This window comes from Pseudomonas sp. P1_C12 (genome assembly GCF_056406435.1).
This window is the reverse complement of the sequence record NZ_JBFUAE010000004.1, coordinates 333,378-360,169: the sequence shown is the minus strand read 5'-3', so window position 1 is coordinate 360,169 and position 26,792 is coordinate 333,378. Positions and strand designations below refer to the sequence as shown.

23 protein-coding genes and 1 pseudogene are annotated in these 26,792 nt (G+C 59.1%); 17 read left to right on the top strand and 7 right to left on the bottom strand.

Going from position 1 to position 26,792, the window contains the following annotated elements:
* Positions 1 to 4: 4 nt before the first annotated feature.
* The 3 genes from AC1D19_RS08940 to AC1D19_RS08930 all read right to left on the bottom strand — a co-directional run bounded on the left by AC1D19_RS08940 (position 5) and on the right by AC1D19_RS08930 (position 3,223).
* Positions 5 to 925 carry an SPFH domain-containing protein gene (locus AC1D19_RS08940; protein ID WP_046039079.1) on the bottom strand — a complete coding sequence of 307 codons (921 nt, stop codon included), beginning with the start codon at positions 923 to 925 and terminating at the stop codon, positions 5 to 7.
* Positions 926 to 1,009: 84 nt separating this feature from the next.
* Positions 1,010 to 2,794 carry a type IV pilus assembly ATPase TfpB gene (gene tfpB, locus AC1D19_RS08935; RefSeq protein WP_477762992.1) on the bottom strand — a complete coding sequence of 595 codons (1,785 nt, stop codon included), beginning with the start codon at positions 2,792 to 2,794 and terminating at the stop codon, positions 1,010 to 1,012.
* A gap of 90 nt (positions 2,795 to 2,884) precedes the next feature.
* Positions 2,885 to 3,223, bottom strand: a complete 339-nt coding sequence (locus AC1D19_RS08930) for a hypothetical protein (RefSeq protein WP_477762991.1) — start codon at positions 3,221 to 3,223, stop codon at positions 2,885 to 2,887.
* 126 nt (positions 3,224 to 3,349) lie between these two features.
* Here AC1D19_RS08930 and AC1D19_RS08925 point away from each other — a divergent pair, with 126 nt between their 5' ends.
* On the top strand, positions 3,350 to 3,814 hold the full coding sequence (locus AC1D19_RS08925) for an Lrp/AsnC family transcriptional regulator (RefSeq protein ID WP_057398760.1): 465 nt from the start codon (positions 3,350 to 3,352) through the stop codon (positions 3,812 to 3,814).
* Between the two features lie 113 nt (positions 3,815 to 3,927).
* Here the strand turns inward: AC1D19_RS08925 and AC1D19_RS08920 are convergent, their stop codons facing one another.
* Positions 3,928 to 5,295 (bottom strand): CYTH domain-containing protein, encoded by a 1,368-nt coding sequence (locus tag AC1D19_RS08920; protein WP_477762990.1) that lies wholly within the window; start codon positions 5,293 to 5,295, stop codon positions 3,928 to 3,930.
* A 157-nt stretch (positions 5,296 to 5,452) separates the two neighbouring features.
* On the opposite strand from AC1D19_RS08920, the gene argE reads away from it, so the two are divergent.
* Positions 5,453 to 6,622 (top strand): acetylornithine deacetylase, encoded by a 1,170-nt coding sequence (argE, locus tag AC1D19_RS08915; RefSeq protein WP_477762989.1) that lies wholly within the window; start codon positions 5,453 to 5,455, stop codon positions 6,620 to 6,622.
* A 243-nt stretch (positions 6,623 to 6,865) separates the two neighbouring features.
* Complete coding sequence (gene argA / locus AC1D19_RS08910; protein WP_477762988.1) at positions 6,866 to 8,164, top strand: amino-acid N-acetyltransferase; 1,299 nt, start codon at positions 6,866 to 6,868, stop codon at positions 8,162 to 8,164.
* 50 nt (positions 8,165 to 8,214) lie between these two features.
* Here argA and tauA read toward each other — a convergent pair.
* Positions 8,215 to 8,349: pseudogene (gene tauA, locus AC1D19_RS08905) on the bottom strand (taurine ABC transporter substrate-binding protein); the annotation flags it as partial.
* 433 nt (positions 8,350 to 8,782) lie between these two features.
* Here tauA and AC1D19_RS08900 point away from each other — a divergent pair.
* From AC1D19_RS08900 to AC1D19_RS08855, 10 genes are all read left to right on the top strand, one after another.
* Complete coding sequence (locus tag AC1D19_RS08900) at positions 8,783 to 10,123, top strand: OprD family outer membrane porin (RefSeq protein WP_057398764.1); 1,341 nt, start codon at positions 8,783 to 8,785, stop codon at positions 10,121 to 10,123.
* Positions 10,124 to 10,535: 412 nt separating this feature from the next.
* A complete protein-coding gene (locus AC1D19_RS08895) occupies positions 10,536 to 11,879 on the top strand; it encodes an OprD family porin (RefSeq protein WP_477762987.1) in 1,344 nt (447 codons plus the stop codon).
* A 292-nt stretch (positions 11,880 to 12,171) separates the two neighbouring features.
* A complete protein-coding gene (locus AC1D19_RS08890; protein ID WP_477762986.1) occupies positions 12,172 to 12,810 on the top strand; it encodes a peroxiredoxin in 639 nt (212 codons plus the stop codon).
* A 283-nt stretch (positions 12,811 to 13,093) separates the two neighbouring features.
* Positions 13,094 to 13,687 carry an NADPH-dependent FMN reductase gene (ssuE, locus tag AC1D19_RS08885; protein ID WP_007993145.1) on the top strand — a complete coding sequence of 198 codons (594 nt, stop codon included), beginning with the start codon at positions 13,094 to 13,096 and terminating at the stop codon, positions 13,685 to 13,687.
* A 90-nt stretch (positions 13,688 to 13,777) separates the two neighbouring features.
* A complete protein-coding gene (locus AC1D19_RS08880; protein WP_477762985.1) occupies positions 13,778 to 14,743 on the top strand; it encodes a sulfonate ABC transporter substrate-binding protein in 966 nt (321 codons plus the stop codon).
* Positions 14,744 to 14,768: 25 nt separating this feature from the next.
* Positions 14,769 to 15,917, top strand: coding sequence for an FMNH2-dependent alkanesulfonate monooxygenase (ssuD, locus tag AC1D19_RS08875; protein WP_477762984.1), 1,149 nt, complete (start codon positions 14,769 to 14,771; stop codon positions 15,915 to 15,917).
* Between the two features lie 9 nt (positions 15,918 to 15,926).
* Entirely contained in the window at positions 15,927 to 16,709 is a 783-nt protein-coding gene (gene ssuC, locus AC1D19_RS08870; protein ID WP_477753074.1) for an aliphatic sulfonate ABC transporter permease SsuC, read from the top strand.
* Positions 16,706 to 17,512, top strand: coding sequence for an aliphatic sulfonates ABC transporter ATP-binding protein (gene ssuB, locus AC1D19_RS08865; protein WP_477762983.1), 807 nt, complete (start codon positions 16,706 to 16,708; stop codon positions 17,510 to 17,512). The genes ssuC and ssuB overlap by 4 nt, the downstream gene beginning before the upstream one ends.
* A 33-nt stretch (positions 17,513 to 17,545) precedes the next feature.
* Entirely contained in the window at positions 17,546 to 17,761 is a 216-nt protein-coding gene (locus AC1D19_RS08860) for a TOBE domain-containing protein (protein WP_007967989.1), read from the top strand.
* Between the two features lie 126 nt (positions 17,762 to 17,887).
* Complete coding sequence (locus AC1D19_RS08855; RefSeq protein ID WP_477753072.1) at positions 17,888 to 18,505, top strand: LbetaH domain-containing protein; 618 nt, start codon at positions 17,888 to 17,890, stop codon at positions 18,503 to 18,505.
* 4 nt (positions 18,506 to 18,509) lie between these two features.
* Here the strand turns inward: AC1D19_RS08855 and AC1D19_RS08850 are convergent, their stop codons facing one another.
* Positions 18,510 to 19,148: a TetR/AcrR family transcriptional regulator gene (locus AC1D19_RS08850; RefSeq protein WP_477753071.1), complete on the bottom strand. Its 639-nt coding sequence runs from the start codon at positions 19,146 to 19,148 to the stop codon at positions 18,510 to 18,512.
* Between the two features lie 227 nt (positions 19,149 to 19,375).
* Positions 19,376 to 20,752 (bottom strand): glutamine synthetase family protein, encoded by a 1,377-nt coding sequence (locus tag AC1D19_RS08845; protein WP_015097275.1) that lies wholly within the window; start codon positions 20,750 to 20,752, stop codon positions 19,376 to 19,378.
* A gap of 667 nt (positions 20,753 to 21,419) precedes the next feature.
* On the opposite strand from AC1D19_RS08845, the gene AC1D19_RS08840 reads away from it, so the two are divergent.
* From AC1D19_RS08840 to AC1D19_RS08825, 4 genes are all read left to right on the top strand, one after another.
* Positions 21,420 to 22,778 (top strand): glutamine synthetase family protein, encoded by a 1,359-nt coding sequence (locus AC1D19_RS08840; protein WP_477753070.1) that lies wholly within the window; start codon positions 21,420 to 21,422, stop codon positions 22,776 to 22,778.
* A gap of 59 nt (positions 22,779 to 22,837) precedes the next feature.
* Positions 22,838 to 24,202, top strand: coding sequence for an aspartate aminotransferase family protein (locus AC1D19_RS08835; protein WP_477762982.1), 1,365 nt, complete (start codon positions 22,838 to 22,840; stop codon positions 24,200 to 24,202).
* A 171-nt stretch (positions 24,203 to 24,373) separates the two neighbouring features.
* Positions 24,374 to 25,483 carry a polyamine ABC transporter substrate-binding protein gene (locus tag AC1D19_RS08830; RefSeq protein ID WP_442096317.1) on the top strand — a complete coding sequence of 370 codons (1,110 nt, stop codon included), beginning with the start codon at positions 24,374 to 24,376 and terminating at the stop codon, positions 25,481 to 25,483.
* A gap of 187 nt (positions 25,484 to 25,670) precedes the next feature.
* Entirely contained in the window at positions 25,671 to 26,768 is a 1,098-nt protein-coding gene (locus tag AC1D19_RS08825) for a polyamine ABC transporter substrate-binding protein (RefSeq protein ID WP_477762981.1), read from the top strand.
* Positions 26,769 to 26,792 lie beyond the last annotated feature (24 nt).

Below are 26,792 nucleotides of genomic sequence, written 5' to 3'. Positions count from 1 at the left end.
CGCCTCAGGCTTTCTTGTTATCGAAAGTGGCCTTGACGATTTCGCCAATGCCACCGACTGCGCCGATCATTGAACTGGCCTCGAGCGGCATCAGGATCACTTTGCTGTTGTTGGCCGAAGCCAGCTTGCCCAGCGCATCGATGTACTTCTGCGCCACGAAGTAGTTGACCGCTTGCACGTTGCCGCTGGCGATGGCTTCGGACACCACTTTGGTCGCCTGGGCTTCTGCCGCGGCTTGCCGCTCGCGGGCTTCGGACTCCAGGAAGGCGGCCTGGCGACTGCCTTCGGCTTCGAGGATCTGCGCCTGCTTCTTGCCTTCGGCGGTCAGGATCGCTGCGGCGCGCAGGCCCTCGGCCTCGAGGATCTGGGCACGCTTGATCCGTTCGGCTTTCATCTGCCCCGACATCGCCGCCATCAGGTCGGCGGGTGGGCTGATGTCCTTGATCTCGATCCGGGTGATCTTGATGCCCCACGGCGCGGTCGCTTCGTCGACAGTGCGCAACAGTTTTTCGTTGATCCCGTCACGTTGGCTGAGCATGGCGTCGAGTTCCATCGAGCCGAGTACCGTACGGATGTTGGTTTGCAGCAGGTTGCGGATGGCATGTTCGAGGTTGTTCACCTCGTAGGCGGCCTGGGCCGTGTTGACCACCTGGAAGAAACACACGGCGTCGATTTGCACCGTGGCGTTGTCGGAGGTGATGACTTCCTGCGGCGGAATATCCAGCACGCTTTCCATCACATTCATCTTGCGCCCGATGCGGTCCATGACCGGAATGATGACGTTCAGCCCTGGCTTGAGCGTGTTGGTGTAGCGACCGAAACGCTCGACGGTCCATTCAAAGCCCTGGGGCACGACCTTGAAACCCATGAACAGAATGGCGACCACCAGGCCGACAAAAAGCAAAAGCACACTACCGATCTGCATAACGATTCCTTGTTGATGTGTGGATCTGTGGAGTTGCAATCGCTGGAGTGTAGCTGTGCCGATGCCGGATAAGTACAGCCGGGCTCAGCTCTGCTCGCTCTGGGGCGTCACCCGCAGAACTTCCTCAATGGTCGTCAGCCCGGCGGCGACCTTTTGCGCTCCTGACAGCCGCAGGCTGCGCATGCCTTCCTTGAATGCCTGCCGCCGCACGGCCAGCAGATCGGTGTCGGGACTGATCAGCGCTTTGATGCTGTCGCTGAGCTGCATGATTTCGTAGACCCCGGCGCGACCGTGATAACCGGTGTCGCGGCATTCCACGCAACCGATGGCACGCTGGGCATTGGCCGGCAACGGTGCTTGCCAGGGCCGGGTCAGGGTTTGCCAGTCGTCTTCGCCCAGCGTCAGCGGCGCCTTGCAGTGCGGGCACAGGGTTCGCACCAGTCGCTGGGCCATGACGCCAAGCACTGTGGCCTTGATCAGGTAATGCGGCACGCCGAGTTCCAGCAGGCGGCTGATGGCGCTGGGCGCGTCGTTGGTGTGCAGGGTCGACAGCACCAGGTGCCCGGTGAGCGCCGCCTGGATCGCCATCTCCGCGGTCTCGAGGTCGCGGATCTCGCCGATCATGATGATGTCCGGGTCTTGCCGCATCAGCGCGCGCACGCCGGCGGCGAAGGTCAGGTCGATGTTGTGCTGGACCTGCATCTGGTTGAACGCCGGCTCGACCATTTCGATCGGGTCTTCGATGGTGCAGAGGTTGACCTCCGGCGTCGCCAGTTTTTTCAGGGTGGTGTAGAGGGTTGTGGTTTTGCCCGAACCTGTCGGCCCGGTGACGAGGATGATGCCGTGGGGCTGGCGGGTCATGTCCTGCCAGCGGCGCAGGTCGTCGGCGGAAAAACCAAGCTGGTCGAAGTCCTTTAGCAGGACTTCCGGATCGAAGATCCGCATGACCATTTTTTCGCCGAAGGCCGTGGGCAGTGTCGACAAGCGCAGTTCGACTTCACCGCCGTCCGGGGTCTTGGTTTTCACCCGGCCGTCCTGGGGTTTGCGTTTCTCCGCGACGTTCATGCGCCCCAGGGTTTTCAGGCGACTGACGATGGCCATGGTGACCTGGGGTGGGAATTGATAGACGTTGTGCAGCACACCGTCGATGCGAAAGCGCACCGTGCCTTGCTCGCGCCGAGGCTCGATGTGGATGTCGCTGGCGCGCTGCTGGAACGCGTACTGGAACAGCCAGTCGACGATGTTGACGATGTGTGCGTCGTTGGCGTCCGGCTCCTGGTCGCTGGCGCCGAGGTTGAGCAACTGCTCGAAATTGCCGAGGGTACTGACTTGCGGGTCGGCGCTGTTCGCACCGGTGACCGATTTGGCCAGGCGGAAGAATTCGACGCTGAAGCGCTGTATGTCCACCGGGTTGGCCACCACGCGCTTGATCGGCAATTTGAGCACGTGGGTCAGGTCAGCCTCCCAGCCGCTGACATAAGGCTGGGCGCTGGCCACGGTGACCGCCTCGCGGTCGATCGCTACCGCGAGGATCTTGTGGCGCTGGGCGAAGGCATAGGACATCAGCGGGGTCACGGCCGCGACATTGATTTTCAGTGGGTCGATGCGCAGGTAAGGCTGGCTGGCCTGCCGGGATAGCCACAGGGTCAGGCTCTCGAGGTCCAGCGGTTTGCCGGGACGGCTGAGATCGTCCAGCTGTTGGCTGGCAATGAACTCCAGCGGATGCATCTGCCCAAGGGAGGCGTTGCGGCGGCGGGCATTGAGCGCGTGTTCGGCCGAATCCTGACTGATAAAGCCCTGGGCGACCAGTTCGCGCAGCAGGTCATTGAGATCCAGCCAGCGGTCCTGAAAGGCGAGATGTACGGACATGCGGGCTCCTTTTGAACGACAGTGCGCAAAGGATAGCCGTGGCCCGGCTGACCGCTGGGCCACTACCCGACGAAGGCGTTTCGGAGTCTTTCAGCCCGCCGCTTGAACCGCTTCGGCCCATGTGGAATCAGCTTCTTGCAGCTCCACCGAGCAGACGCTGATCAAGTTACGAAGTTTTTCCGCAATCACTTGCGCGCGGTGCCAGCTCAAACCGTCGATGACGATCTCGATGCTCAGCCAGTCGTCCTGGCGCTGCGCGTTGACCTGTTCCGGCGTGAGCAATTGCAAAGCGAACAGATTGAGAGTGCGACACAGCAGGTCCGGTTCTGCCTCGGCCAGCATTTGATAGCGAACCCGGCAATGGGCGTTGCCGACGTTCCAGACATCGGCGCGGGCAGGTGGGGTGTTCACGGCTTCGAGATACGGCATGGTCTGGCTCCAAAATCATTGGAGAAATGTTTACATCCTGTGCCGGGTATTTCTTCTCTATGATTGGCTGTATTGCAGAAATGAAGAATCAATCAATTCACTTATTACTCGGTTAAGGGTTTTTTTATGCAAAGCGAACTAGACGGCTACGACCGCAAGATCCTCGCCTTGCTGCAAGAGGATGCTTCGCTTTCCAGCGCACAGATCGCCGAGCAGGTGGGGCTCTCGCAATCGCCGTGCTGGCGGCGGATTCAGCGGATGAAAGAGGAGGGCATCATTCGCGGCCAGGTGACTTTGCTCGACCGCAAGAAAATCGGCCTGAACACGCAGATCTTCGCGGAGGTGAAACTCAATGCCCACGGGCGTTCGAACTTCACCGAATTCACCGAGGCGATTCGCGGCTTTCCGGAGGTGCTGGAGTGTTATGTGCTGATGGGGGCGGTGGATTTCTTGCTGCGGATTGTCACGGCGGACATCGAGGCCTACGAGCGCTTCTTCTTCGAGAAGCTGTCGATGGTGCCGGGGATTCAGGAGGTCAATTCGATCGTGGCGTTGTCGGAGATCAAGTCGACCACCAGTTTGCCGGTCTGAAACTTTGTGGTGAATGAGCTGGCCTCTTCGCTGGCAAGCCAGCTCCTACAGGGTTTCGGTGATTCTCTGTAGGAGCTGGCTTGTCGGGTCGCCGCATCGCAGCGAAGGCGGATTTACAGACGCAACAGCATCTTCCAGGCACGGTTCTGATACACCGCGATTGCCTGCTGCTTGCGCGCATCCAGGACTTCGTCGGTGATCGATTCGTTGGCCAGTTGCGCCAGTTTGTTCAGCTCACCGTACAGGCGATCCATTTCCGGGATCTCCAGTACGTTGCGCGCATGGTGCAGCCAGACCTGGATGCGTTCGATGCGCGGCAGTTGCTCGGCCAGATCTTCCGGTTGTTGCTGGTAGCGCTGCAATTGCAGCGAGTTGGCCTCTTCGCCCAGCAGGCGCGGCAACCAGCTGCCCAGTTGCGCAGCGCCCTGGCGATTGCCACGGGTGTTGCGGTCGGCAGCCCAGGTGCGGGCCAGCAGCCAGCGCGAGGTGGTCAGGGAGAACAGGCCCCAGCGTGGGTCTTCGAGTTCTTCGAGGAACTGCTCGGGCGCCGCTTTGCGCACGTCTTCATCTTCCAGGCCGGCCTGGACCAGCGGGCGCCAGTCTTCCAGCAAGGCATCGAGGGCGATCCGCAGGTCGTGGGTCGTCTGACGTGGTGCGGCCTGGCCCAGGCTGCTGATCAGCGCGCGCATTTCCGCGAGGCATTCGACCCAGTCCTGCAACAGGCGCCAGTGACCGTTGAAGCGATACTGCTCGGCCAGACGCTGGCTGCTGCCGAGCAAATGCCAGCTCAGCGCGGTGAACGCGTCGTCCAGCGGCGTTTCGGCGGTGATCTGCGGCGCCGGCAGGCTCAACGAATAGCTGTGGGCGTCGTACAGGCGATAACCGCGCTCGGCCTTGCTGATGTCGCATGGCATCAGGGCCAGTTTCTCGGCCAGTTCGGCGGCCAGTTCCAGCAGGGCTGCCGGCTCGCCTTCGCGCAGTTCCAGTTCCAGTTCGCAGATTTCTTCTTTCTGCTTGCCGACCACGACATGGCCCAGGTCCAGCGCGGCTTCGATGACCACCTTGGTCTTGCCGCGGCCCCAGGCGATTTCCGCGCGTTCGCGGACGAAGTCGGTGGTGAAGATCGGCTTCAGGGTTTTCTTGTCCAGTTCGGCCAGTTCCTCGGGCCAGCATTCGCCGTCGAGTTTCTTCAGGTCGAGCTTGGCTTTGGGCAGGTTCCAGTCGTACTCGTTACGTACCGACAAACCGGCGACGCTCTGGCCGCGGGTCTTGAGGGTCTGAATCACTTCTTCGCCATCCTTGCGCAGGCGCAGTGCGACTTTGGCCTGGGCCAGGTCGCGCTCGGGCGTGTCGAAGTACTGGTTCATCAACTCACGGCGTTCCCAGCCACTTTTGTTGCGTTTTTTCAGTAACGGGTGCTCGCGCAGGGCGGCGAGGGTTTCGCGGCTGACGCGGAGTTTGATTTCGGTTTCTTTCTGCATGGCCGGAAAATCCAGGATCGGGAGCGCAGCCGGGGGAATGTGTGGCTGCCAAGGTCGTGCAGTGTACAGGACTCAAGGTTAGTCCGCGTCGCGACGGTTTATTCCTGCCATCGGTTGGTTCTATGATGGACTTCAATTCGGGTGCCGGGAGTCAGCGATGCCATTGCCGTCGATGAAAGAACAATTCGCTGCGTTGATCGCTGCACCGTCGGTCAGTTGCACCCAACCCAGTCTCGATCAAACCAATCGCCCGGTCATCGATCTGCTGGCGACGTGGCTCGCAGAGCTGGGCTTTACCTGCGAGATCCAGCAGGTCAGCCCCGGCAAGTTCAACTTGCTGGCCAGTTTCGGTTCCGGCCCCGGCGGTCTGGTGCTGGCCGGGCACAGCGACACCGTGCCGTTCGACGGTGCGCTGTGGCAAACCGACCCGCTGAAGCTGACTGAAGTCGACGGTCGCTGGGTCGGCCTGGGCAGTTGCGACATGAAGGGTTTTTTCGCCCTGGCCATCGAGGCGGTCAAGCCGCTGCTCGATCAGCCGTTCAAACAGCCGTTGCTGATTCTCGCCACCTGCGATGAAGAAAGCTCGATGTCCGGCGCCCGCGCGCTGGCCGAAGCGGGGCGACCGCTGGGGCGGGCGGCGGTGATTGGCGAGCCGACCGGGCTCAAGCCGATCCGCATGCACAAAGGCATCATGATGGAGCGCATCGACATCCTGGGGCAGAGCGGTCATTCCTCTGACCCGCGCCTGGGCCATAGCGCCCTGGAAGCCATGCACGATGCCATCGGTGAATTGCGTGGCCTGCGCTTGTTATGGCAGCGCGAATTCCGCAATCCTCAATTCGGCGTGCCGACACCAACGATGAATTTCGGCTGTATCCATGGCGGCGACAACCCCAACCGCATTTGCGGCCAGTGCTCGCTGGAATTCGATTTGCGGCCGTTGCCAGGCATGGACCCCAAGGTCCTGCGCGCCGAGATCCTGCAAAAGCTCAAGCCGGTTGCCGAGCGGCATCAGGTCAAGATCGATTACGCGCCGTTGTTCCCCGAAGTGCCGCCGTTCGAGCAGGCCGAGGACGCCGAGCTGGTGCGCCTTGCTGAAAAGCTCACCGGTCATAGCGCCGAAGCAGTGGCGTTCGGCACCGAAGCACCTTATCTTCAGCGCCTTGGCTGTGAAACGCTGGTGCTTGGTCCGGGTGATATTGCCTGCGCCCATCAGCCGGGGGAATACCTCGAAATGTCACGTTTGCAGCCTACGGTGCATCTATTAAGGCAACTGATCGAACACTATTGCCTGACACCGGCCAAAACGGCGGTGCCAACCAGTTGAACGCAACACTTGTAGGAGCTGCCGAAGGCTGCGATCTTTTGATTTTGATTCTAAAGCCAAAGATCAAAAGATCGCAGCCTTCGGCAGCTCCTACAGGGGCGCGATTAAATTGCCAGTTTCCAAACCCGTATTCATGAGGAGAGCGCGCGTGTCGCCAAGCCTGTTCCGACGATAACCATCAGCCCGCTGTGCGTTTTCAGTTTCGCCCTTTTTTCGGCTGCTATTTATTACAGGCCCAGGTTCATGCCCGAATACGTCAATTGGCTTCGTCACGCTTCGCCTTACATCAACGCCCACCGCGATTGCACCTTTGTCGTCATGCTGCCCGGCGACGGCGTTGAACACCCGAACTTCGGCAATATCGTCCACGACCTGGTGCTGTTGCACAGCCTGGGTGTGCGTCTGGTGCTGGTTCACGGTTCCCGGCCGCAAATCGAAGCGCGCCTGGTGGCCCGTGGCCTGACCCCGCATTACCACCACGGCATGCGCATCACCGATGCCGCGACCCTGGAGTGCGTGATCGACGCGGTCGGCCAGTTGCGCATTGCCATTGAGGCTCGCCTGTCGATGGACATGGCTTCGTCACCGATGCAGGGCTCACGCCTGCGGGTGGCCAGCGGCAACCTGGTGACGGCACGCCCGATCGGCGTGCTCGAAGGCGTCGACTATCACCACACCGGCGAAGTGCGCCGGGTCGACCGCAAGGGCATCAACCGTCTGCTGGACGAGCGCTCCATCGTGTTGCTGTCGCCGCTGGGCTATTCGCCGACCGGGGAGATTTTCAACCTCGCTTGCGAAGACGTCGCCACGCGCGCGGCCATCGATCTGGAGGCGGACAAGCTGCTGCTGTTCGGCGCTGACCTGGGCCTGATCGACGAACACGGGCGCCTGGTGCGCGAACTGCGTCCACAGCAAGTGCCAGCGCATCTGCAACGGCTGGGCAGCAACTATCAGGCAGAATTGCTCGATGCCGCGGCCGAAGCTTGCCGTGGCGGCGTGGCTCGTAGCCATATCGTCAGTTACGCCGAAGACGGTGCACTTTTGACCGAGCTGTTCACCCGCGACGGTGGCGGCACCCTGGTCGCCCAGGAACAGTTCGAAGTGGTGCGCGAAGCGGCCATTGAAGACGTCGGTGGTTTGCTGGACTTGATCAGTCCGCTGGAAGAGCAAGGCATCCTGGTGCGCCGTTCCCGTGAGGTGCTGGAGCGCGAAATCGAGCAGTTCAGTGTGGTTGAACGCGAAGGCATGATCATCGCCTGTGCGGCGCTGTACCAAATCGCCGATTCGGACGCGGGCGAGCTGGCGTGCCTGGCGGTAAATCCGGAGTACCGCCATGGCGGTCGCGGCGATGAGCTGCTGGAACGCATTGAAAACCGCGCGCGGGCTCAGGGGTTGAAAACCTTGTTCGTCCTCACCACCCGCACTGCGCACTGGTTCCGCGAACGTGGCTTCGAACCCAGCAGCGTCGACCGGCTACCGTCGGCGCGGGCGTCGCTGTACAACTATCAGCGTAATTCGAAGATCTTCGAAAAAGCCCTTTGATGTTTTAGCTGTGAGCTTCTTTGTGGTGATGCGGCGTTCCGACAAACCCCCTCGCCAATCGCCTTGGCCGTGCCGCTATCCAGCAGCGCAGCGCTCTGTTGCGCCCTGGCATCCGGAAAAGCGGAACCGGCCACGACCTCCGGATGTTTTTCGGCGTAATCCTTGCGCGTCACCCAGACCTCAAAGTGAAAGAAAATGCGAACGATACACAAACTGTAACAATTGGTCCGGATAGTGCGCGTTTGGACGTCATGGGGCTGCCTTTCGGTATAAGATTTGTTTCCAAATTGCGTCAGAAACTAATTGATCTAAAAAATCAAAAATAAATACCGATTAGGAATTGGCTTATGTGCCAAACCTTCTATTCTGGGATGGTTGGGGAGTGGGGAGCTAAATTCCTAAACGGTATTGGAAAAGAATCGGGTAATTCTTTTCAGGTTCATGACGAATTCATGACCCTGCAGGGACCAAAAAACCGGGGGATTAGACTATGGTCGTAGACACACATGGTTACGATTGACTTGTGGGTCACGCTCTGGCGCTAATCGCACATCTTAGGATTTCGGGCGTCGACTCGAGACCAGGAATACAAGAATTAGAATCGAGAGGAGCTACACAATGAACAAGTCCACCTTGGCTCTGGCCGTGACCGTAGGGGTTTTGGCGCAGCAGGCAGGCGCCGCCGGTTTCCTGGAAGACAGCAAGGCTTCCATCAGCTCTCGCACCATGTATTACGACGCCGATATGCGTGAAGGTGCGAGCACTCCTGCCAACCGTCAGCGCGAAACCGCTGAGGGTCTGAAGTTCGATTACCTGTCCGGTTTCACCCAAGGTACCGTAGGTTTTGGTATCGACGCCCAGGCTCTGGTGGGTATCCACCTGGATGGCGGCAAGGGGCATCACCCGATAGGTAACAGCAACTCATTCTTCCCTAGCGATGGCAATGAGGCGGCCAACGAGTGGAGCCGTCTGGATGGCAACGTCAAGGCTCGCTTCTCGAAGACCGAAGCCCACTTGGGTGGCGCTCTGGCACCTAACCTGCCGATCCTGATCGCGAACGACAGCCGTGTGCTGCCGCAGACCTTTGAAGGTGGCACCATCACCTCCAAAGAAATCGACAACGTGACCTTCAACTTGGGTCAACTGGAGCACGCGTCGGGTCGCGCCTCCTCGAACTCCACTGGCCTGTCTGTGGCTGGCGCTACTCAGGACAGCAACAAATTCCAATACGCCGGTGCTGACTGGAAGGTCACCAAAGACCTCTTGCTGCAGTACTACTATGCGAACCTGGAAGACTTCTACAAGCAGAACTTCCTCGGCCTGGTGCACGTCTACCCGATCGCGGCCAATCAGTCGTTCAAGACCGATATCCGTTATTTCGACAGCAGCTCCGACGGCAAGAACGGCGATCCGGGTTTCCGTTTCAACAACAACAACGGTTTCGCCAAGACCCCGGGTGAGGTCGATAACAAGACCTGGAGCGCCATGTTCACCTATACCCTGGGTGGCAACGCGTTCCTGCTCGGGCATCAGCGTGTCAGCGATGACGGCGGCTTCGTTTTCTTGAACCAAGGCAGTCTTATTGATAGCAACGGTCGTCAAGAAGGTGCCGGCGGCGCGAGCTTCTACTCGTTTACCGACGCCACGGTTGGCAGCTTTATCCGTGCCGGTGAAAACACCACGTTCGGTCAGTACTCCTATGACTTCGCCTCCCTGGGTGTACCAGGCTTGAAAGCTTCGATTGCTTACTTGAATGGCCAGGACATCAAGGCTACCAGCGGTGTTGGTAAAGACCTGAGTGAACACGAGACCGACGCGCGTATTGATTATGTGATTCAAACGGGCGCACTGAAAGGGTTTGGTACGACGCTGCGTCACGGTACCTACCGTGGCAACACCAGCACCCTCGATCAAGACCAGACCCGTCTGATCTTCAACTACACCTACAGCTTCATGTAATAGCCGTAAGAAAAGAGCCCCGTCGATTGGCGGGGTTTTTTTTCGCGTCGAATTTCATATTCCATAAGAAAAGGTTCTATTTCTTTTTTATTCTTTTTGGTTTTTTAATCCGCACCTTAAAGTGCACCTGTCCGACACTCATCCATGAGCTCGGATTTGGCATTTTCCTCCCTCGACAATTGATCAGTTACAGGAATTGGCCTCGCTGCCGATACCTCGGATCTGTTGTGGGAAGTCATATTCCAAAACGGCATTAAAAACCGCTAAAAAATTCTTTTGGCTTTAAGGCCATGTATCCTGCGGCCCGCCAAACGACCGTCCTAGACGGTTTGCCGCGAATTTATGCATTCAGGATCCCGGGCAATCGATTCGGGACCAGGAACATCAGAACTAGAAACGAGAGGAGCGAAACATGAACAAGTCCACCTTGGCCATGGCTGTGGCCGTCGGGGCATTGGCCCAGCAGGCAAACGCCGCGGGTTTTATCGAAGACAGCAAGGCAACACTGGGGCTGCGTAACTTCTACATCAACACCGATTACCGTGACGGCACTGGCCCGAACAAAAACGAAGAGTGGGGCCAAGGCTTCGACCTGCGTTTCATCTCCGGTTACACCCAAGGCACCGTCGGCTTCGGTATCGATGCGATCGGCCTGTTGGGCGTCAAGCTGGATTCGGGTGGCGGTACCAACGGCGCCACGGCGACCTCTTACGGCGGCACGGTTTTCCCGAGCAAATCCAACGGCGAGGCGGTTGATGATTTCTCCAGCCTGGGCCTGACCGCCAAAGCCAAGGTTTCCCAGACCGAACTGAAGTTGGGCACCCTGCAGCCAAAACTGCCGGTGATCGTGACCAACGACGGCCGCCTGCTGCCGCAAACCTGGCAGGGTGGCCAGATCACATCCGGCGACATCAAGGATCTGACCCTGGTCGGTGGCCAGATCGAAGCCGTTAAAGGCCGTAACTCCAGCAACAATGAGCAGATGTCGATTTCGGGCGCGAACACTCGCGGCCCCAAATTCCGCGACAGCAACAAGTTCATCTATGCCGGTGGCGACTACAAGATCACCAAGGACCTGACGGCCCAGTACTACTATGGCAATCTGGAAGAGTTCTACAAGCAACACTTCCTGGGTCTGGTGCATAACTGGGCCATCGGCCCTGGCGTGTTGAAGTCGGACTTCCGTTATTTCAACAGCTCCGACGACGGTGCCAACGGTCACGACCCTCTGTTCTTCACCACTGGCAATTACAGCGGTGCAGCCAACGGTAAAGGCAAGGTCGACAACAACCTGTACAGCGGCCTGTTCCTGTACTCCGTTGCCGGTCACACCTTCGGCGCCGGTTACCAGGTCAGCAACGGCGACAGCGACTTCCCTTGGCTGAACCAGGGCGACGGATCGTCGGCCTACATCATCACCGACTCGCAAATCCAGAAGTTCGGCCGTGCCGGCGAACGCACCTGGCAGGCACGCTACGCGTATGACTTCGCCAAGGTCGGCGTACCTGGCCTGACGGCGGGTCTGGTGTACCTGCATGGCGACAATATCGATACCGTTAACGCCAAGGGTGGCGAGGCGGCCAATGGTGCCTCCGAGTGGGAGCGCGATCTGAGCGTGGCTTACGTCGTTCAGGAAGGTCCGCTGAAGAACCTGGGCCTGGCGTGGAAAAACGCTACCTGGCGCACCGACCTGCCGAACACTCGTTCGCAGGACGAAAACCGTGTGATCCTCAGCTACTCGATCCCGCTGTTGTAATAGCGCTCGCGTAATCGAGACAAAAAAAGCCCCGCCCGGTATTGCACCGGGCGGGGCTTTTACATTTTCAAGACGGGTTCACCCCCGTAATCCCGCCTTGAAGTTCCCTCTTTGCAGCAACTCAAGGCCTTCTCGAACCTCGTGGCCGATGTTCGGCGGCTTGTGCGTGCACGTCCAGTGAACAGTTCTTTAATATTTCTTTATGATCTAAATAAATCGATATTTATTCTTTTTAATAGTTAAAAAACACAGGCACAGTTGAACCCATCTAGCACTCAGAAGGAGCAGCACCATGGGCCTCAGACTTGGCGATATCGCCCCCGATTTCGAACAGAACTCCAGCGCCGGCATCATCCGTTTTCATCAGTGGCTGGGCGATAGCTGGGGCGTGCTGTTTTCCCATCCGGCGGATTTCACGCCAGTGTGCACCACCGAGCTGGGCTTCACCGCCAGGCTCAAGGATGAATTCACCCAGCGTGGCGTCAAGGCTATCGCCTTGTCGGTGGATCCGGTGGAGTCGCACCACAAGTGGATTGAGGACATCAACGAAACCCAGGATACCGTGGTCAACTTTCCGATCCTGGATGACGCCGACCGCAAGGTCTCTGATCTCTATGACCTGATCCACCCCAACGCCAACGACACCCTGACCGTGCGCTCGCTGTTTGTGATCGACCCGAACAAAAAGGTCCGGCTGACGATTACCTACCCGGCGAGCACCGGCCGCAACTTCAATGAAATCCTGCGGGTGATCGACTCGCTGCAACTCACCGACAACTACAAGGTGGCCACACCGGCCAACTGGCAGGACGGTGATGAGGTGGTGATCGTGCCGTCGCTCAAGGATGAGGATGAAATCAAGCAGCGTTTTCCCAAGGGCTATCGGGCGGTAAAGCCTTACTTGCGCTTGACGCCGCAGCCGAACCGTTGAAGGTCAGAAGATCGCAGCCTGCGGCAGCTCCTACGTGCATACGCCGATCCCTGTAGGAGCTGCCGCAGGCTGCGATCTTTTCAAGGCACCCACAAAGCAGGGGATTTCAGGCCGTTTCGACGGCCTGTTTTTTTGCCTGGAAGAAATCGGTTTTCATATTTCTATAACGAATAACCAAATGAATAAATATGATTTATAGATATATAAATCAGCTGTTAAGGTCACTCCATCGAAGCGAGATCGCAAGCCGCGAATCGCCAACACCGTGCAAGGAATCGTCTGAATGTTGGTCGTCTCACTCGGTGGCAGTCCCAGTCAGCGCTCTCGTTCCGGGGTGCTGCTGGATCGCTCCCAGCGTTGGTTACAAGGGCAGGGTGTGGAAGTGGTGAGTTACCAGGTACGGGACTTCCCGGCCGAGGACTTGCTGCACGCACGCTTCGACAGCCCCAAGGTGATCGACTTGCTGCAACAGATTGAAAACGCCGATGGCCTGCTGATCGCCACACCGGTTTACAAGGCATCGTTTTCCGGAGCACTGAAAGTCGTGCTGGATCTGCTGCCCGAACGCGCCTTGAGCCACAAGGTGGTTCTGCCGATGGCCACTGGCGGCAGCATCGCCCACATGCTGGCGGTGGATTACGCACTCAAGCCGGTGCTGTCGGCATTGAAGGCCCAGGAAATGCTGCAAGGGATTTTCGCCGTCGACAGCCAGATCGCCTACGGCGAAGGCAGCGCCCTGGCGCAGTTGGCGCCGGAGCTGGAACAACGACTGAATGAATCGCTGGAGCTGTTTTTCAGCGCCATGGCGCGACGGCCCAAGCCGCTTGATCCGAACCTGTTGAATGATCGTTTGTTGAGTGCTCGCTGGAGCATTTGAGTCTCACCGAAAAATTGAAGTACTGGCCTTACTCGCCCGCCAACGGGCAAGCAGGTGCAGCCAAAACCCAACTGCAAAAAGGAGAGCGCCATGCGCCCTGTCATTTTGCGTCGTGGTCTGGTCGCTCTGTTTGCTGCGGCTGTCACCTTCGGCGCCATTACTCAAGCTCAGGCCGAGACCTTACGAATCGGCTATCAAAAGTACGGCACCCTGGTGCTACTCAAAGCCAAAGGCACCCTGGAAAAGCGTCTCGCCGCCCAAGGCGTGGACGTGCAATGGACTGAATTCCCCGGTGGCCCGCAACTGCTTGAAGGCCTGAACGTCGGCTCCATCGACTTCGGTGTTACCGGTGAGACTCCGCCCGTGTTCGCTCAAGCGGCCGGCGCCGATTTGCTCTATGTCGCCTATGAGCCGCCAGCGCCGCACAGCGAAGCGATCCTGGTGCCGAAGGACTCGGCGATCAAGTCGGTGGCGGATCTCAAGGGCAAGAAAGTCGTGCTCAACAAGGGCTCCAATGTGCACTACCTGCTGGTGCGTGCACTGGAAGACGCCGGCCTCAAATACATCGACATCCAGACCGTATTCCTGCCGCCGGCCGATGCCCGCGCCGCGTTCGAGCGTGGCAGCGTCGACGCCTGGGTGATCTGGGACCCGTACCAGGCTGCCGCCGAACAACAGCTGCAAGCGCGCACCCTGCGCGATGGCCAGGGCATCGTCGACAACCATCAGTTCTACCTGGCGACCAAGCCTTATGCGCAGAAAAATCCCGAGGTAATCAAGACCCTGGTGGAAGAAGTGCGCGCGGTTGGCGAGTGGTCCAAGGCTAACCCGCAAGAGGTGACCCAACAGGTTTCACCGCTGCTCGGCCTGCCTGCCGACATCACCCTGACCTCGGTGAAACGCCAGGGCTATGGCGCGCTGTTCCTCACCCCGGAAGTGGTCGCCGCACAGCAGAAAATCGCCGACAGCTTCTACCAGCTCAAGCTGATTCCCAAGCAGTTGAGCATCAAAGACGTGATCTGGACGCCGCCGGCTGCCGTTGCCAAAGCCCAATAAATCGATTCCCCAAGGAGACCACTCCATGAGCCTCAATATTTTCTGGTTCCTGCCTACCCACGGCGACGGCCATTACCTTGGCACCGCTGAAGGCGCACGTGCCGTCGATCATGGTTACCTGCAACAAGTCGCACAGGCAGCGGATCGCCTGGGGTTCGGCGGGGTACTGATCCCTACCGGTCGTTCCTGCGAAGACTCGTGGCTGGTGGCGGCGTCGCTGATTCCGGTGACCCAGCGCTTGAAGTTCCTTGTCGCCCTGCGCCCCGGGATCATTTCCCCGACGGTGGCGGCGCGTCAGGCCGCGACCCTGGATCGGCTGTCTGGTGGTCGTGCGCTGTTCAACCTGGTGACAGGCGGTGATCCGGAAGAGTTGGCGGGCGACGGTCTGTTCCTCAGCCACGAAGAACGCTACCAGGCCTCGGTGGAGTTCACCCGTATATGGCGTCGGGTGCTGGAAGGCGAAACCGTCGATTACGATGGTCAGCACATCAGCGTGAAAGGCGCGAAATTGCTCTATCCACCGATCCAGCAACCGCGTCCGCCACTGTACTTCGGCGGCTCTTCGGATGCCGCGCAAGACCTGGCCGCCGAACAGGTGGAAATGGTCCTGACCTGGGGTGAGCCACCGGCCGCTGTGGCGGAAAAAATCCAACAGGTCCGCGCCAAAGCCGCCAAGCTTGGCCGCACCGTGCGCTTCGGCATTCGTTTACATGTCATCGTTCGCGAAACCAATGAAGATGCATGGAACGCCGCGGATCGGCTGATCTCCCATCTCGACGACGAGACCATCGCTCGTGCCCAGGCCTCGCTGGCGCGTTTCGATTCGGTCGGTCAGCAACGCATGGCCGCGTTGCATGGCGGCAGCCGCGACAACCTGGAAGTCAGCCCGAACCTGTGGGCCGGCGTCGGCCTGGTGCGCGGCGGTGCCGGTACGGCGCTGGTGGGCGATGGTCCAACCGTGGCCGCCCGCGTGAAGGAGTACGCGGACCTCGGCATCGATACCTTCATCTTCTCCGGTTATCCACACCTGGAAGAGTCGTACCGGGTGGCCGAACTGCTGTTCCCACACCTCGATATCGAACGTCCCGAGATGCCGAAAAGTGCCGGCTACGTTAGCCCGTTCGGCGAGATGGTCGCCAACGACATTCTGCCCAAAGCCGCGTCCCAGAGCTGAGGCGCGGTCATGAAGAAAATCATCCACAGCCTGGCGCCCTGGGCGTTGCCGGTGTTGCTGCTGGCGGTGTGGCAGTTGAGTGTGTCGGCGGGCTGGTTGTCGACACGGATCCTGCCGGCACCGATCGCCGTGATCGAAGCCGGCGTGAACCTGGTGCGCAGCGGCGAAATCTGGACACACCTGGCCATCAGCGGCTGGCGTGCCGCGCTGGGTTTCACCATTGGCGGCGGCATCGGTTTGACCCTGGGCTTTATCACCGGCCTGTCGAAGTGGGGCGAGCGTCTGCTCGACAGTTCGGTGCAGATGATCCGCAATGTGCCGCACCTGGCGCTGATTCCGCTGGTGATTCTTTGGTTCGGTATCGACGAGTCGGCGAAGATTTTCCTGGTGGCGCTGGGCACGTTGTTCCCGATTTACCTCAATACCTATCACGGCATCCGCAACGTCGACCCGGCGCTGGTGGAGATGTCGCGCAGTTATGGCTTGTCCGGTTTCGGTCTGTTCTGGCAGGTGATTCTGCCGGGGGCGCTGCCTTCGATTCTGGTCGGCGTGCGCTTTGCCCTGGGTTTTATGTGGCTGACGTTGATCGTGGCGGAAACCATTTCCGCGAGTTCCGGCATCGGCTATCTGGCCATGAATGCCCGGGAGTTTTTGCAGACTGACGTGGTGGTGCTGGCGATTCTGTTGTACGCGGTGCTCGGCAAACTGGCCGACCTCGCGGCCCGTGGACTTGAGCGTGTGTGGCTGCGCTGGCACCCGGCGTATCAGGCTGCCAAGGGAGGTGCAGCATGATCGCGGAACAACCTCCACGCCTGCTGCGCGGGATTCCGCTGGCGGTGCGCAAGCTGCAAAAAACCTTTGGCTCGCGACAGGTGCTGCGCGAGATCGACCTGCACATTCCGGCGGGCCAGTTTGTCGCTGTAGTGGGCCGCAGTGGTTGCGGTAAAAGTACCTTGCTGCGCTTGCTCGCTGGCCTCGATCAACCCACGGGCGGTGAGTTGCTCGCCGGTGCTGCGCCCTTGAGTGAGGCACGGGAAGACACGCGGTTGATGTTCCAGGAGGCGCGTTTGCTGCCTTGGAAAAAGATCATCGACAACGTCGGTCTGGGCCTCAAGGGCAACTGGCGGCCGCAGGCGCTTGAAGCTTTGGAAGCGGTGGGCCTGGCCGATCGCGCCCACGAGTGGCCTGCAGCGCTGTCCGGTGGACAGAAGCAACGCGTGGCTTTGGCCCGTGCGTTGATTCATCAGCCGCGCCTGCTGTTGCTCGACGAACCCTTGGGTGCGCTGGATGCCCTGACCCGAATTGAAATGCAGCAACTGATCGAACGGCTCTGGCAACAGCATGGCTTCACGGTGTTGCTGGTGACCCATGACGTCAGTGAAGCCGTGGCGATTGCCGATCGGGTGATCCTGATCGAAGACGGCGAAGTCGGCCTCGACCTGCACGTGGACCTGCCGCGCCCTCGGGTGCGCGGTTCCCATCGGCTGGCGGCGCTGGAATCCGAAGTGCTCAATCGCGTGCTGGCGCTGCCCGGCCAGCCGCCGGAACCGGAACCTGTTTCACCCTTGCCCACGCAATTGCGCTGGGCTCAATAACTCAAGTCTTACCCAACGACAGGAATCAACTTCATGACGATCAAGGCCATCAACGTTCGCAACCAGTTCAAAGGCTCCATCAAGGAAATCGTCCTCGGCGACGTGCTCTCGGAAATCGACGTGCAAACCGCGTCCGGCATCGTCACTTCGGTGATCACCACACGCTCGGTGAAAGAGCTGGAACTGGCGGTCGGCAGTGAAGTGATTGCGTTTGTGAAATCCACCGAGGTGTCGATCGCCAAGTTGTAAGCCGTATGCGTAAACAACAACCCCGGACGGTTTTAGCCCTTCGGGGTTTTTGTTGGCCTTGCTGGCGGTGGTAGAGTCCGGTGTGGATTTTTTTCGCAGCAAGGATTGGCGACAAGGAGATCAAAGATGACAGTCAGGATTTCGGATTACATTCATGGTGTGGCCCTCTCGAAGCTTGCCCGATGGGCCGACCTGACGCCCTGGGAGCTGGTGAGCAATGCCCCCGAGCGTGTGCGCGAGCTACTCAAGCAGTTGCCGGATGATGATTACCAGGTATTGGATGATATTGCCGTCCACCGCACGGCGCAGGTCGAAGAGGGCGCCATTCTCAAGGCGCCGCTGATCATTGGCGCTGGCTGTTTTATCGCCGCCGGTGCTTATCTGCGTGGTGGTTGTTGGCTGGATGAGCATTGCATCATCGGCCCCGGCGCCGAGCTCAAGTCTTCCTTCGTGTTCGGCGGCAGCAAACTGGCGCACTTCAATTTTGTCGGTGATTCGGTATTGGGTGCCGGAGTCAATCTGGAAGCGGGCAGCATCGTTGCCAACTATCGCAACGAGCGTGCTGACAAAGCTGTGAACGTGCGGGTCGATGATGTGCTGGTGCCGACCGGTTGCGACAAGTTTGGCGCGCTGCTGGGCGACGGATCGCGGCTCGGTGCCAACGCGGTCGTCGCACCAGGCGGGTTGTTGCGACCAGGAACAGTGATTCGACGCCTGGCACTTTACGATTGCGAAGTGATTTAGTGCATCAGTCGCCGAGGGTGCGCTTGGGCAGGTAAGGCGGCAGGTACAACCCCAGGTAAGCATCAAACACCCGCATTCCTTCCTCGGCCATGCGCGGCGTGATCTGTCCGTGCTGTTGCACTGAGCGCGCATACACCCGGTCACCCAGCTCCATGGCCAGGGCAAACACATCGACATCGTCGGGAAGCTTCGGCAGCTCGAAGTGATGATCGAAGAGTTTGTGCATCAGGTCGCCCAGTTCGATGTCGTGCTGGCGGTCGGCCTGGGTGACTTCGGTCAGGCCATGCTGGGCCAGAATGAGTTGGCGGGCGGCAGCGTCCTCTGCGTAGATGTCGAGCATGCGTTGTTCCACCAGTCGCGACAGATCGCGCCAGCCGTTCAAGGCAGGATGATCGATAGGGGCTTGCAGGCAGGCGCGGAAGGCGGCGTGGACATCGGCGGTCAGGGCTTCGAGCAGGGCAGGCACGCTGGCGAAGAAGTGGTAGACCGAGGAGGGCGGAATCTCCGCGCGCTCGGCGACACTATAGATCGACAGGCTGGCCACGCCCTCGGCAGCCAGCAGCGTACGGGCCGCATCGAGTATCGAATCGATCCGGGTCTGGCTGCGTGCGCGGGGTTTGCGGGGGGTGGCTACGCGTGTCATTGGAGTCTCCTGCGGGGCAGCGGGCATTGTACGAGTCGGGTTGTGTGTTGTCTTCTCGGCCGCCTTCGCGAGCAGGCTCGCTCCCACATTGGATCTGTGCTGAACGCCAATTTTTTGCCCACAGAAGATCCCTGTGGGAGCGAGCCTGCTCGCGATCCGCCGAAGGCGGCCATAAAAAAACGCCGCAGGCTATGAGGCCGGCGGCGTTTCTTCGCTACTGCAACCGATTAAACGGTATGCAGGTACCAGTTGTACTCGAGGTCGGAGATGGAGTGTTCGAACTCCTCCAGCTCGCTCTCTTTACAGGCCACGAAGATATCGATGTATTTCGGATCGATGTACTTGGCCATGACTTCGCTGTCGTCCAGCTCGCGCAGTGCATCACGCAGGTTGTTCGGCAGGCTCTGCTCGTTCTGCTCGTAGCTGTTGCCTTCGACCGGAGCGCCAGGCTCGATCTTGTTGACCAGGCCGTGGTGCACGCCCGCCAGGACCGAAGCCATCAGCAGGTAAGGGTTGGCATCGGCGCCGGCCACGCGGTGTTCGATGCGCACGGCATCGGCGGAACCGGTCGGTACTCGAATCGCCACAGTGCGGTTATCCAGGCCCCAGCACGGCGAGTTCGGCACGTAGAACTGTGCGCCGAAACGACGGTACGAGTTGACGTTCGGGCAGAGGAACGCCATCTGCGCCGGTAGGGTCTCGAGCACACCGCCGATCGCGTGACGCAGTGCGGCGTTCTGCTCGGGATCCTCACTGGCAAAAATATTCTTGCCGTCTTTGTCGAGAATCGAGATGTGGACGTGCAGACCATTACCCGCCTGGCCCGGGTAAGGCTTGGCCATGAAGGTGGTGTCCATTTCATGGTCGTAGGCGATGTTCTTGATCAGTCGCTTGAGCAGGACCGCGTAGTCGCAGGCCTTGATCGGGTCAGCCACGTGGTGCAGGTTCACTTCGAACTGCGCCGGGGCACTTTCCTTGACGATGGCGTCGGCCGGAATCCCTTGCTCTTTTGCACCTTCCAGAATGTCCTGGAGGCAGTCGACGTATTCGTCGAGGTCGTCGATCAGGTAGACCTGAGTCGAGTGCGGACGTTTGCCGGAAACCGGCGAGCGAGGTGGTTGCGGACGACCGTTCACGTTCTCCTGGTCGATCAGGTAGAACTCCAGTTCGAACGCGGCGCAGATGGTCAGGCCCATTTCGTCGAACTTGCGTACCACATTGGCCAGCACTTCACGCGGGTCGGCGAAAAATGGCTCGCCTTCGAGTTCGTGCATGGTCATCAACAGTTGCGCGGTCGGGCGCTTCTGCCATGGCTCGTTGCATAGGGTATCGGGGATTGGATAGCAGATTCGGTCAGCATCACCGATGTCCAGGCCCAGGCCGGTGCTTTCCACCGTCGAGCCATTGATATCCAGAGCAAATAGAGAGGCCGGCAGGTTGATGCCTTTCTCGTAAACCTTGTGGAGGCTGGTGCGTTCGATGCGCTTGCCGCGCACCACACCATTCATATCCGCAATCAGAAGGTCAACGTACAGAACCTCAGGATGTTCCTTAAGGAACGCGTTCGCTTCGTTAAGCTGAACGGCACGCGGGGGTACCGACATGATGCAACACCTTTGTTGTTAAAAATATCAATCATTGATCTTTTCGGATTCCAGTCAACCCGAATGGCATGCCGAAGTCAAGCGAGGCCTTTTTTGCCCTAAAAAAGCGCTCGTGGGGCTTTTTTGAGGCGATTTTTGGCGTTTTTATGCCCTTGGCCCCTGTGGCGCCCGCAGGCTTGAGCGGGCCGTGTTGTATTTTTTACGGGGGTGTTGTGTAAAAAAATGAACAAGGCTAAGCTCGAATCAAACCCATAACAGCAATAATACCGGGGTGCTTCATGTCTCGCCTGCCGATAATCGGCGTCACCGACTGCTCAAGACAGGTCGGTCGGCATGTTTGTCACATCAGTGATGACACGCCCGTCCGTTCCGTGGCCTCAGCGGTACCGGTGATCCTCCCATCCGTGACGGTTCAACCGTCCCCGTCCGTTATTCTGGACGGTCGCGATGGCACCCCCATTACGGTTACTCCATTCAATATAGAACCGATTCACAATAGCGGCCTGACCATCGTTCAGGGCTCCGCTCGCGATTCAGCACGCCCGGCCTCTGCAGCCGTGTTGGCAAGCACGATAATCTGCCGCGCAAACGCTCTACAACGCGACGCCGATGCGTCAAACAACGCCTGACCTTAAAAGGGTCAGACAACTCAAGCCTAGAGGCATTTATGAGTAACAACCTCGACCAGCTCACCGATTGGTTGAAAAACCACAAGATCACAGAAGTCGAATGCATGATCGCCGACTTGACCGGGATTACCCGGGGCAAGATTTCGCCGACCAACAAATTCATCGCCGAAAAGGGCATGCGCCTGCCAGAGAGCGTGCTGTTGCAGACTGTGACCGGCGATTACGTCGAAGACGATATCTATTACGAACTGCTCGACCCGGCCGACATCGACATGATCTGCCGTCCCGACCAGAGTGCGGTGTACCTGGTGCCATGGGCCATCGAGCCGACCGCCATCGTCATCCACGATACCTACGACAAGCAAGGCAACCCGATCGAGCTGTCGCCGCGCAACGTGCTCAAGAAAGTCCTGAAACTCTATACCGACAAAGGCTGGCAGCCGATTGTGGCGCCGGAAATGGAGTTCTACCTGACCAAGCGCAGTGACGACCCGGACTACCCGTTGCAGCCGCCGGTCGGTCGCTCCGGTCGCCCGGAAACCGGTCGTCAGTCGTTCTCCATTGAAGCGGCGAACGAGTTCGATCCGCTGTTCGAAGACGTCTACGACTGGTGTGAACTGCAGGACCTTGACCTCGATACGCTGATCCACGAGGACGGCACGGCGCAGATGGAAATCAACTTCCGTCACGGCGATGCCCTGTCCCTGGCCGACCAGATCCTGGTGTTCAAGCGCACCATGCGCGAGGCCGCGCTCAAGCACAACGTCGCCGCGACCTTCATGGCCAAGCCGATGACCGGCGAGCCGGGCAGTGCCATGCACTTGCACCAGAGCATCATCGACATCGAGACCGGCAAGAACATCTTCTCCAATGAAGACGGGACCATGAGCCAGCTGTTCCTGCACCACATCGGTGGCTTGCAGAAGCTCATTCCCGAGCTGTTGCCGCTGTTCGCTCCCAACGTCAACTCGTTCCGCCGCTTCCTGCCGGACACCTCGGCGCCGGTGAACGTGGAGTGGGGCGAAGAAAACCGCACGGTGGGCCTGCGGGTGCCGGATGCGGGGCCACAAAATCGTCGGGTGGAAAACCGCCTGCCAGGCGCCGATGCCAACCCGTACCTGGCGATTGCCGCGAGCCTGCTCTGCGGTTACATCGGCATGGTCGAAGGCCTGAACCCGAGTGCGCCGGTGGTGGGACGTGGCTATGAACGCCGCAACCTGCGCCTGCCGCTGACCATCGAAGACGCGCTGGAACGCATGGAAAACAGCGCGATCGTCGAGCGTTACCTGGGCAAAAATTTCATCACTGGCTACGTCGCGGTCAAGCGGGCCGAGCATGAAAACTTCAAGCGCGTGATCAGTTCGTGGGAAAGGGAATTCCTGCTCTTTGCCGTCTGATACGTCGGGCGCCGCCGCTACCTGGCGGCGCTTTCACCTGATTTTCTTAGGAGATTCGTATGACCAGCAACAATCCGCAAACCCGTGAATGGCAAACCTTGAGCAATGATCACCACCTGGCTCCGTTCAGCGACTTCAAGCAGCTGAAAGAGAAAGGCCCGCGGATCATTACCAACGCCAAGGGCGTTTACCTCTGGGACAGCGAAGGCAACAAGATTCTCGACGGTATGGCCGGCCTGTGGTGTGTCGCGATTGGTTATGGTCGCGATGAACTGGCCGATGCCGCCAGCAAACAGATGCGCGAGCTGCCTTACTACAACCTGTTCTTCCAGACCGCGCATCCACCGGTACTGGAGCTGGCCAAGGCTATCGCCGACATCGCGCCGCAAGGCATGAACCACGTGTTCTTCACTGGTTCCGGTTCCGAAGGCAACGACACCATGCTGCGTATGGTTCGTCACTACTGGGCGATCAAGGGCCAGCCGAAAAAGAAAGTCATCATCAGCCGCAAGAACGGTTACCACGGTTCTACTGTGGCCGGCGCAAGCCTGGGCGGCATGACGTACATGCACGAACAGGGCGACTTGCCGATCCCGGGCATCGTTCACATTGCCCAGCCGTACTGGTTCGCCGAAGGCGGCGACATGACTCCGGAAGAGTTCGGTGTATGGGCGGCCAACCAGCTGGAAGAAAAGATTCTGGAAGTCGGCGTCGACAACGTCGGTGCCTTTATTGCCGAGCCGATCCAGGGCGCCGGCGGCGTGATCATTCCGCCAGACACCTACTGGCCGCGCATCAAGGAAATCCTCGCCAAGTACGACATCCTGTTCGTGGCGGACGAAGTGATTTGCGGTTTCGGTCGCACCGGCGAGTGGTTTGGCAGCGATTTCTACGGCCTCAAGCCAGACATGATGACCATCGCCAAGGGCCTGACCTCGGGCTACATCCCGATGGGTGGCCTGATCGTGCGCGATGAAGTGGTGGAGGTGCTCAATGAGGGCGGCGACTTCAACCACGGTTTCACCTACTCCGGGCACCCGGTGGCGGCGGCTGTGGGGCTGGAAAACATCCGTATCCTGCGCGACGAAAAAATTGTCGAGCGTGTGAAGGCAGAAACGGCACCGTATTTGCAAAAGCGTCTGCGGGAACTGAACGATCACCCGCTGGTGGGTGAAGTTCGTGGGGTCGGGCTGTTGGGGGCCATCGAACTGGTCCAGGACAAGGCCACTCGCAAGCGTTACGAGGGCAAGGGCGTCGGCATGATCTGCCGTCAGTTCTGCTTCGACAATGGCCTGATCATGCGCGCAGTCGGCGACACCATGATCATCGCTCCGCCACTGGTGATCACGCCGGCGGAAATCGATGAGCTGGTGACCAAGGCTCGCAAGTGCCTTGACCTGACCCTGAGTGCATTGCAGGGCTAGGTGCTAGGCTCAGAGCGAGGGAGCTGCGGCGCTCTCGCTCAAAGCTGTCACAAAGGCCGGTCTTTTCTTGAAAGACCGCCTCGGATCTTGCCAGACTAGCCGCAGTTCCAGTTGTCAGGGTTCGGTCGCTGAACAAAGTGGTTCAAAAAAGAAAAATTTGGAGCATGACGCATGAAGGCATTAGGTAAAAAGCTTGCTGGCAAGACACTTCTCGCCCTGTCCGTCGCGGGCATGATGGCGGGTGCGGTTCAGGCGGACGACAAGGTGTTGCACGTCTACAACTGGTCTGACTACATCGCTCCGGACACCATCGCGAACTTCGAGAAAGAGTCGGGGATCAAGGTCGTTTACGACGTATTCGACAGCAACGAGACCCTGGAAGCCAAACTGCTGGCGGGCAAGTCCGGCTACGACGTGGTCGTGCCATCGAACAACTTCCTGGCCAAGCAGATCAAGGCCGGCGTATATCAGGAGCTGGACCAGTCCAAGCTGCCTAACTGGAAAAACCTGAACCAGGATCTGCTCAAGGCCGTTTCGGTCAGTGACCCTGGCAACAAGCACGCCTTCCCGTACATGTGGGGCTCGATCGGCATCGGTTACAACCCGGAGAAGGTCAAGGCTGCGTTGGGCGTCGATACCATCGACTCCTGGGACGTGCTGCTCAAACCGGAAAACATTGCCAAGCTCAAGGGGTGCGGTGTGAGTTTCCTCGATTCGCCGACCGAAATGCTCCCGGTCGCGCTGCACTACCTGGGCCTGCCAACCGACAGCCAGAAGAAAGAAGACATCAAGAAAGCCGAGGAACTATTCCTCAAGATTCGTCCTTCGATCACCTACTTCCACTCGTCCAAGTACATCTCGGACCTGGCCAATGGCAACATCTGCGTAGCGGTTGGCTACTCGGGTGACGTTCAGCAGGCCAAGTCCCGTGCCGCAGAGGCGGGTGACAAGGTCAAAGTAAGCTACGCCATTCCGAAAGAAGGCGCTGGCAGCTTCTTCGACATGGTCGCGATTCCCAAGGATGCCGAGAACGTTCAGGGCGCCTACAAGTTCATGACCTTCCTGCAGAAGCCTGAAGTCATGGCCGCTATCACCAACGCCGTACGTTTCCCGAACGGTAACGCCGCTGCAACAGCTCTGGTAGAAAAAGACATCACCAGCGATCCAGGCATCTACCCGCCAGCCGATGTGCAGGCCAAGTTGTATGCCATCGCCGACCTGCCAGCGGCGACCCAGCGTGAAATGACCCGCAGCTGGACCAAGATCAAATCCGGTAAATAAGCCGGTTTGATGCAACAGCCTGTTGTCGCCACCTGCGCGGTGGCGGCAACAGGTTGAATTAAATGACAAAAGTTTTGCTGGAACGGTTTTTCGAGGGTAAGTTGCGCGCCGGTTTTGTTGCCGGGCAACCACGGTTGTCATGTAACGCGGGGCAACTTGGGCCCAACTAATTTCAGAGGACCTCCACTTGCCTGTTTTTTCTTTCTTGCGCAAAGCCATGCTGGTCGGCGCCGGGCTGACGATTGCTGTCAGTGTCCAGGCCGCCGGCACCGTGCATATTTATAACTGGTCGGACTACATCGGTGAGACCACCCTGGCCGACTTCCAGAAAGAGACCGGTATCAAGCCGGTTTATGACGTGTTCGATTCCAACGAAACCCTGGAAGGCAAGTTGCTGGCCGGGCGTACCGGTTATGACGTGGTCGTGCCGTCGAACCACTTCCTCGGCAAACAGATCAAGGCTGGGGCATTCCAGAAGCTCGACAAGTCGCAGCTGCCGAACTACTCGAACCTCGACCCGGTGCTGCTCAAGCGTCTGGAACAGAACGATCCGGGCAATCTGTACGCCGTGCCGTACCTGTGGGGCACCAACGGCATCGGTTACAACGTCGACAAGGTCAAGGCTGTGCTGGGCGTCGACAAGATCGACTCCTGGGGGGTGTTGTTCGAGCCGGAAAACATCAAGAAACTGCACAGCTGTGGCGTCGCGTTCCTCGATTCCGCCGATGAAATGATGCCGACAGTGCTCAACTACATGGGCCTGAATGCCAACAGCACCAACCCTGAAGACTACAAAAAGGCAGAAGCCAAGTTGCTCGCGGTGCGGCCTTACGTGACCTACTTCCACTCTTCGAAATACATCGCGGATCTGGCCAACGGCGACATCTGCGTGGCGATCGGTTTCTCCGGCGACATCTTCCAGGCCAAGCACCGGGCCGAAGAAGCCAAGAAAGGCGTGAACATCGCCTACTCGATTCCGAAAGAGGGCGGCGCGCTCTGGTTCGACATGCTGGCGATTCCGAAGGACTCGGCCAACGTCAAGCAGGCCCACGCCTTCATCAACTATTTGCTCAAGCCTGAGGTGATTGCCCAGGTCAGTGATTACGTCGGCTATGCCAACCCTAACCCGGGGTCGGACAAACTGATGGAACAGTCCATTCGCACCGACGAAGCGGTTTATCCACCGCAAGAGGTGCTCGACAAGACCTACGTGTCCATCGAGCTACCGCCGAATATTCAACGTTTGATGACCCGCAGCTGGACCAAGGTCAAGTCGGGTAAATAGTTTCAAGGCTCAAACTATCCAGGT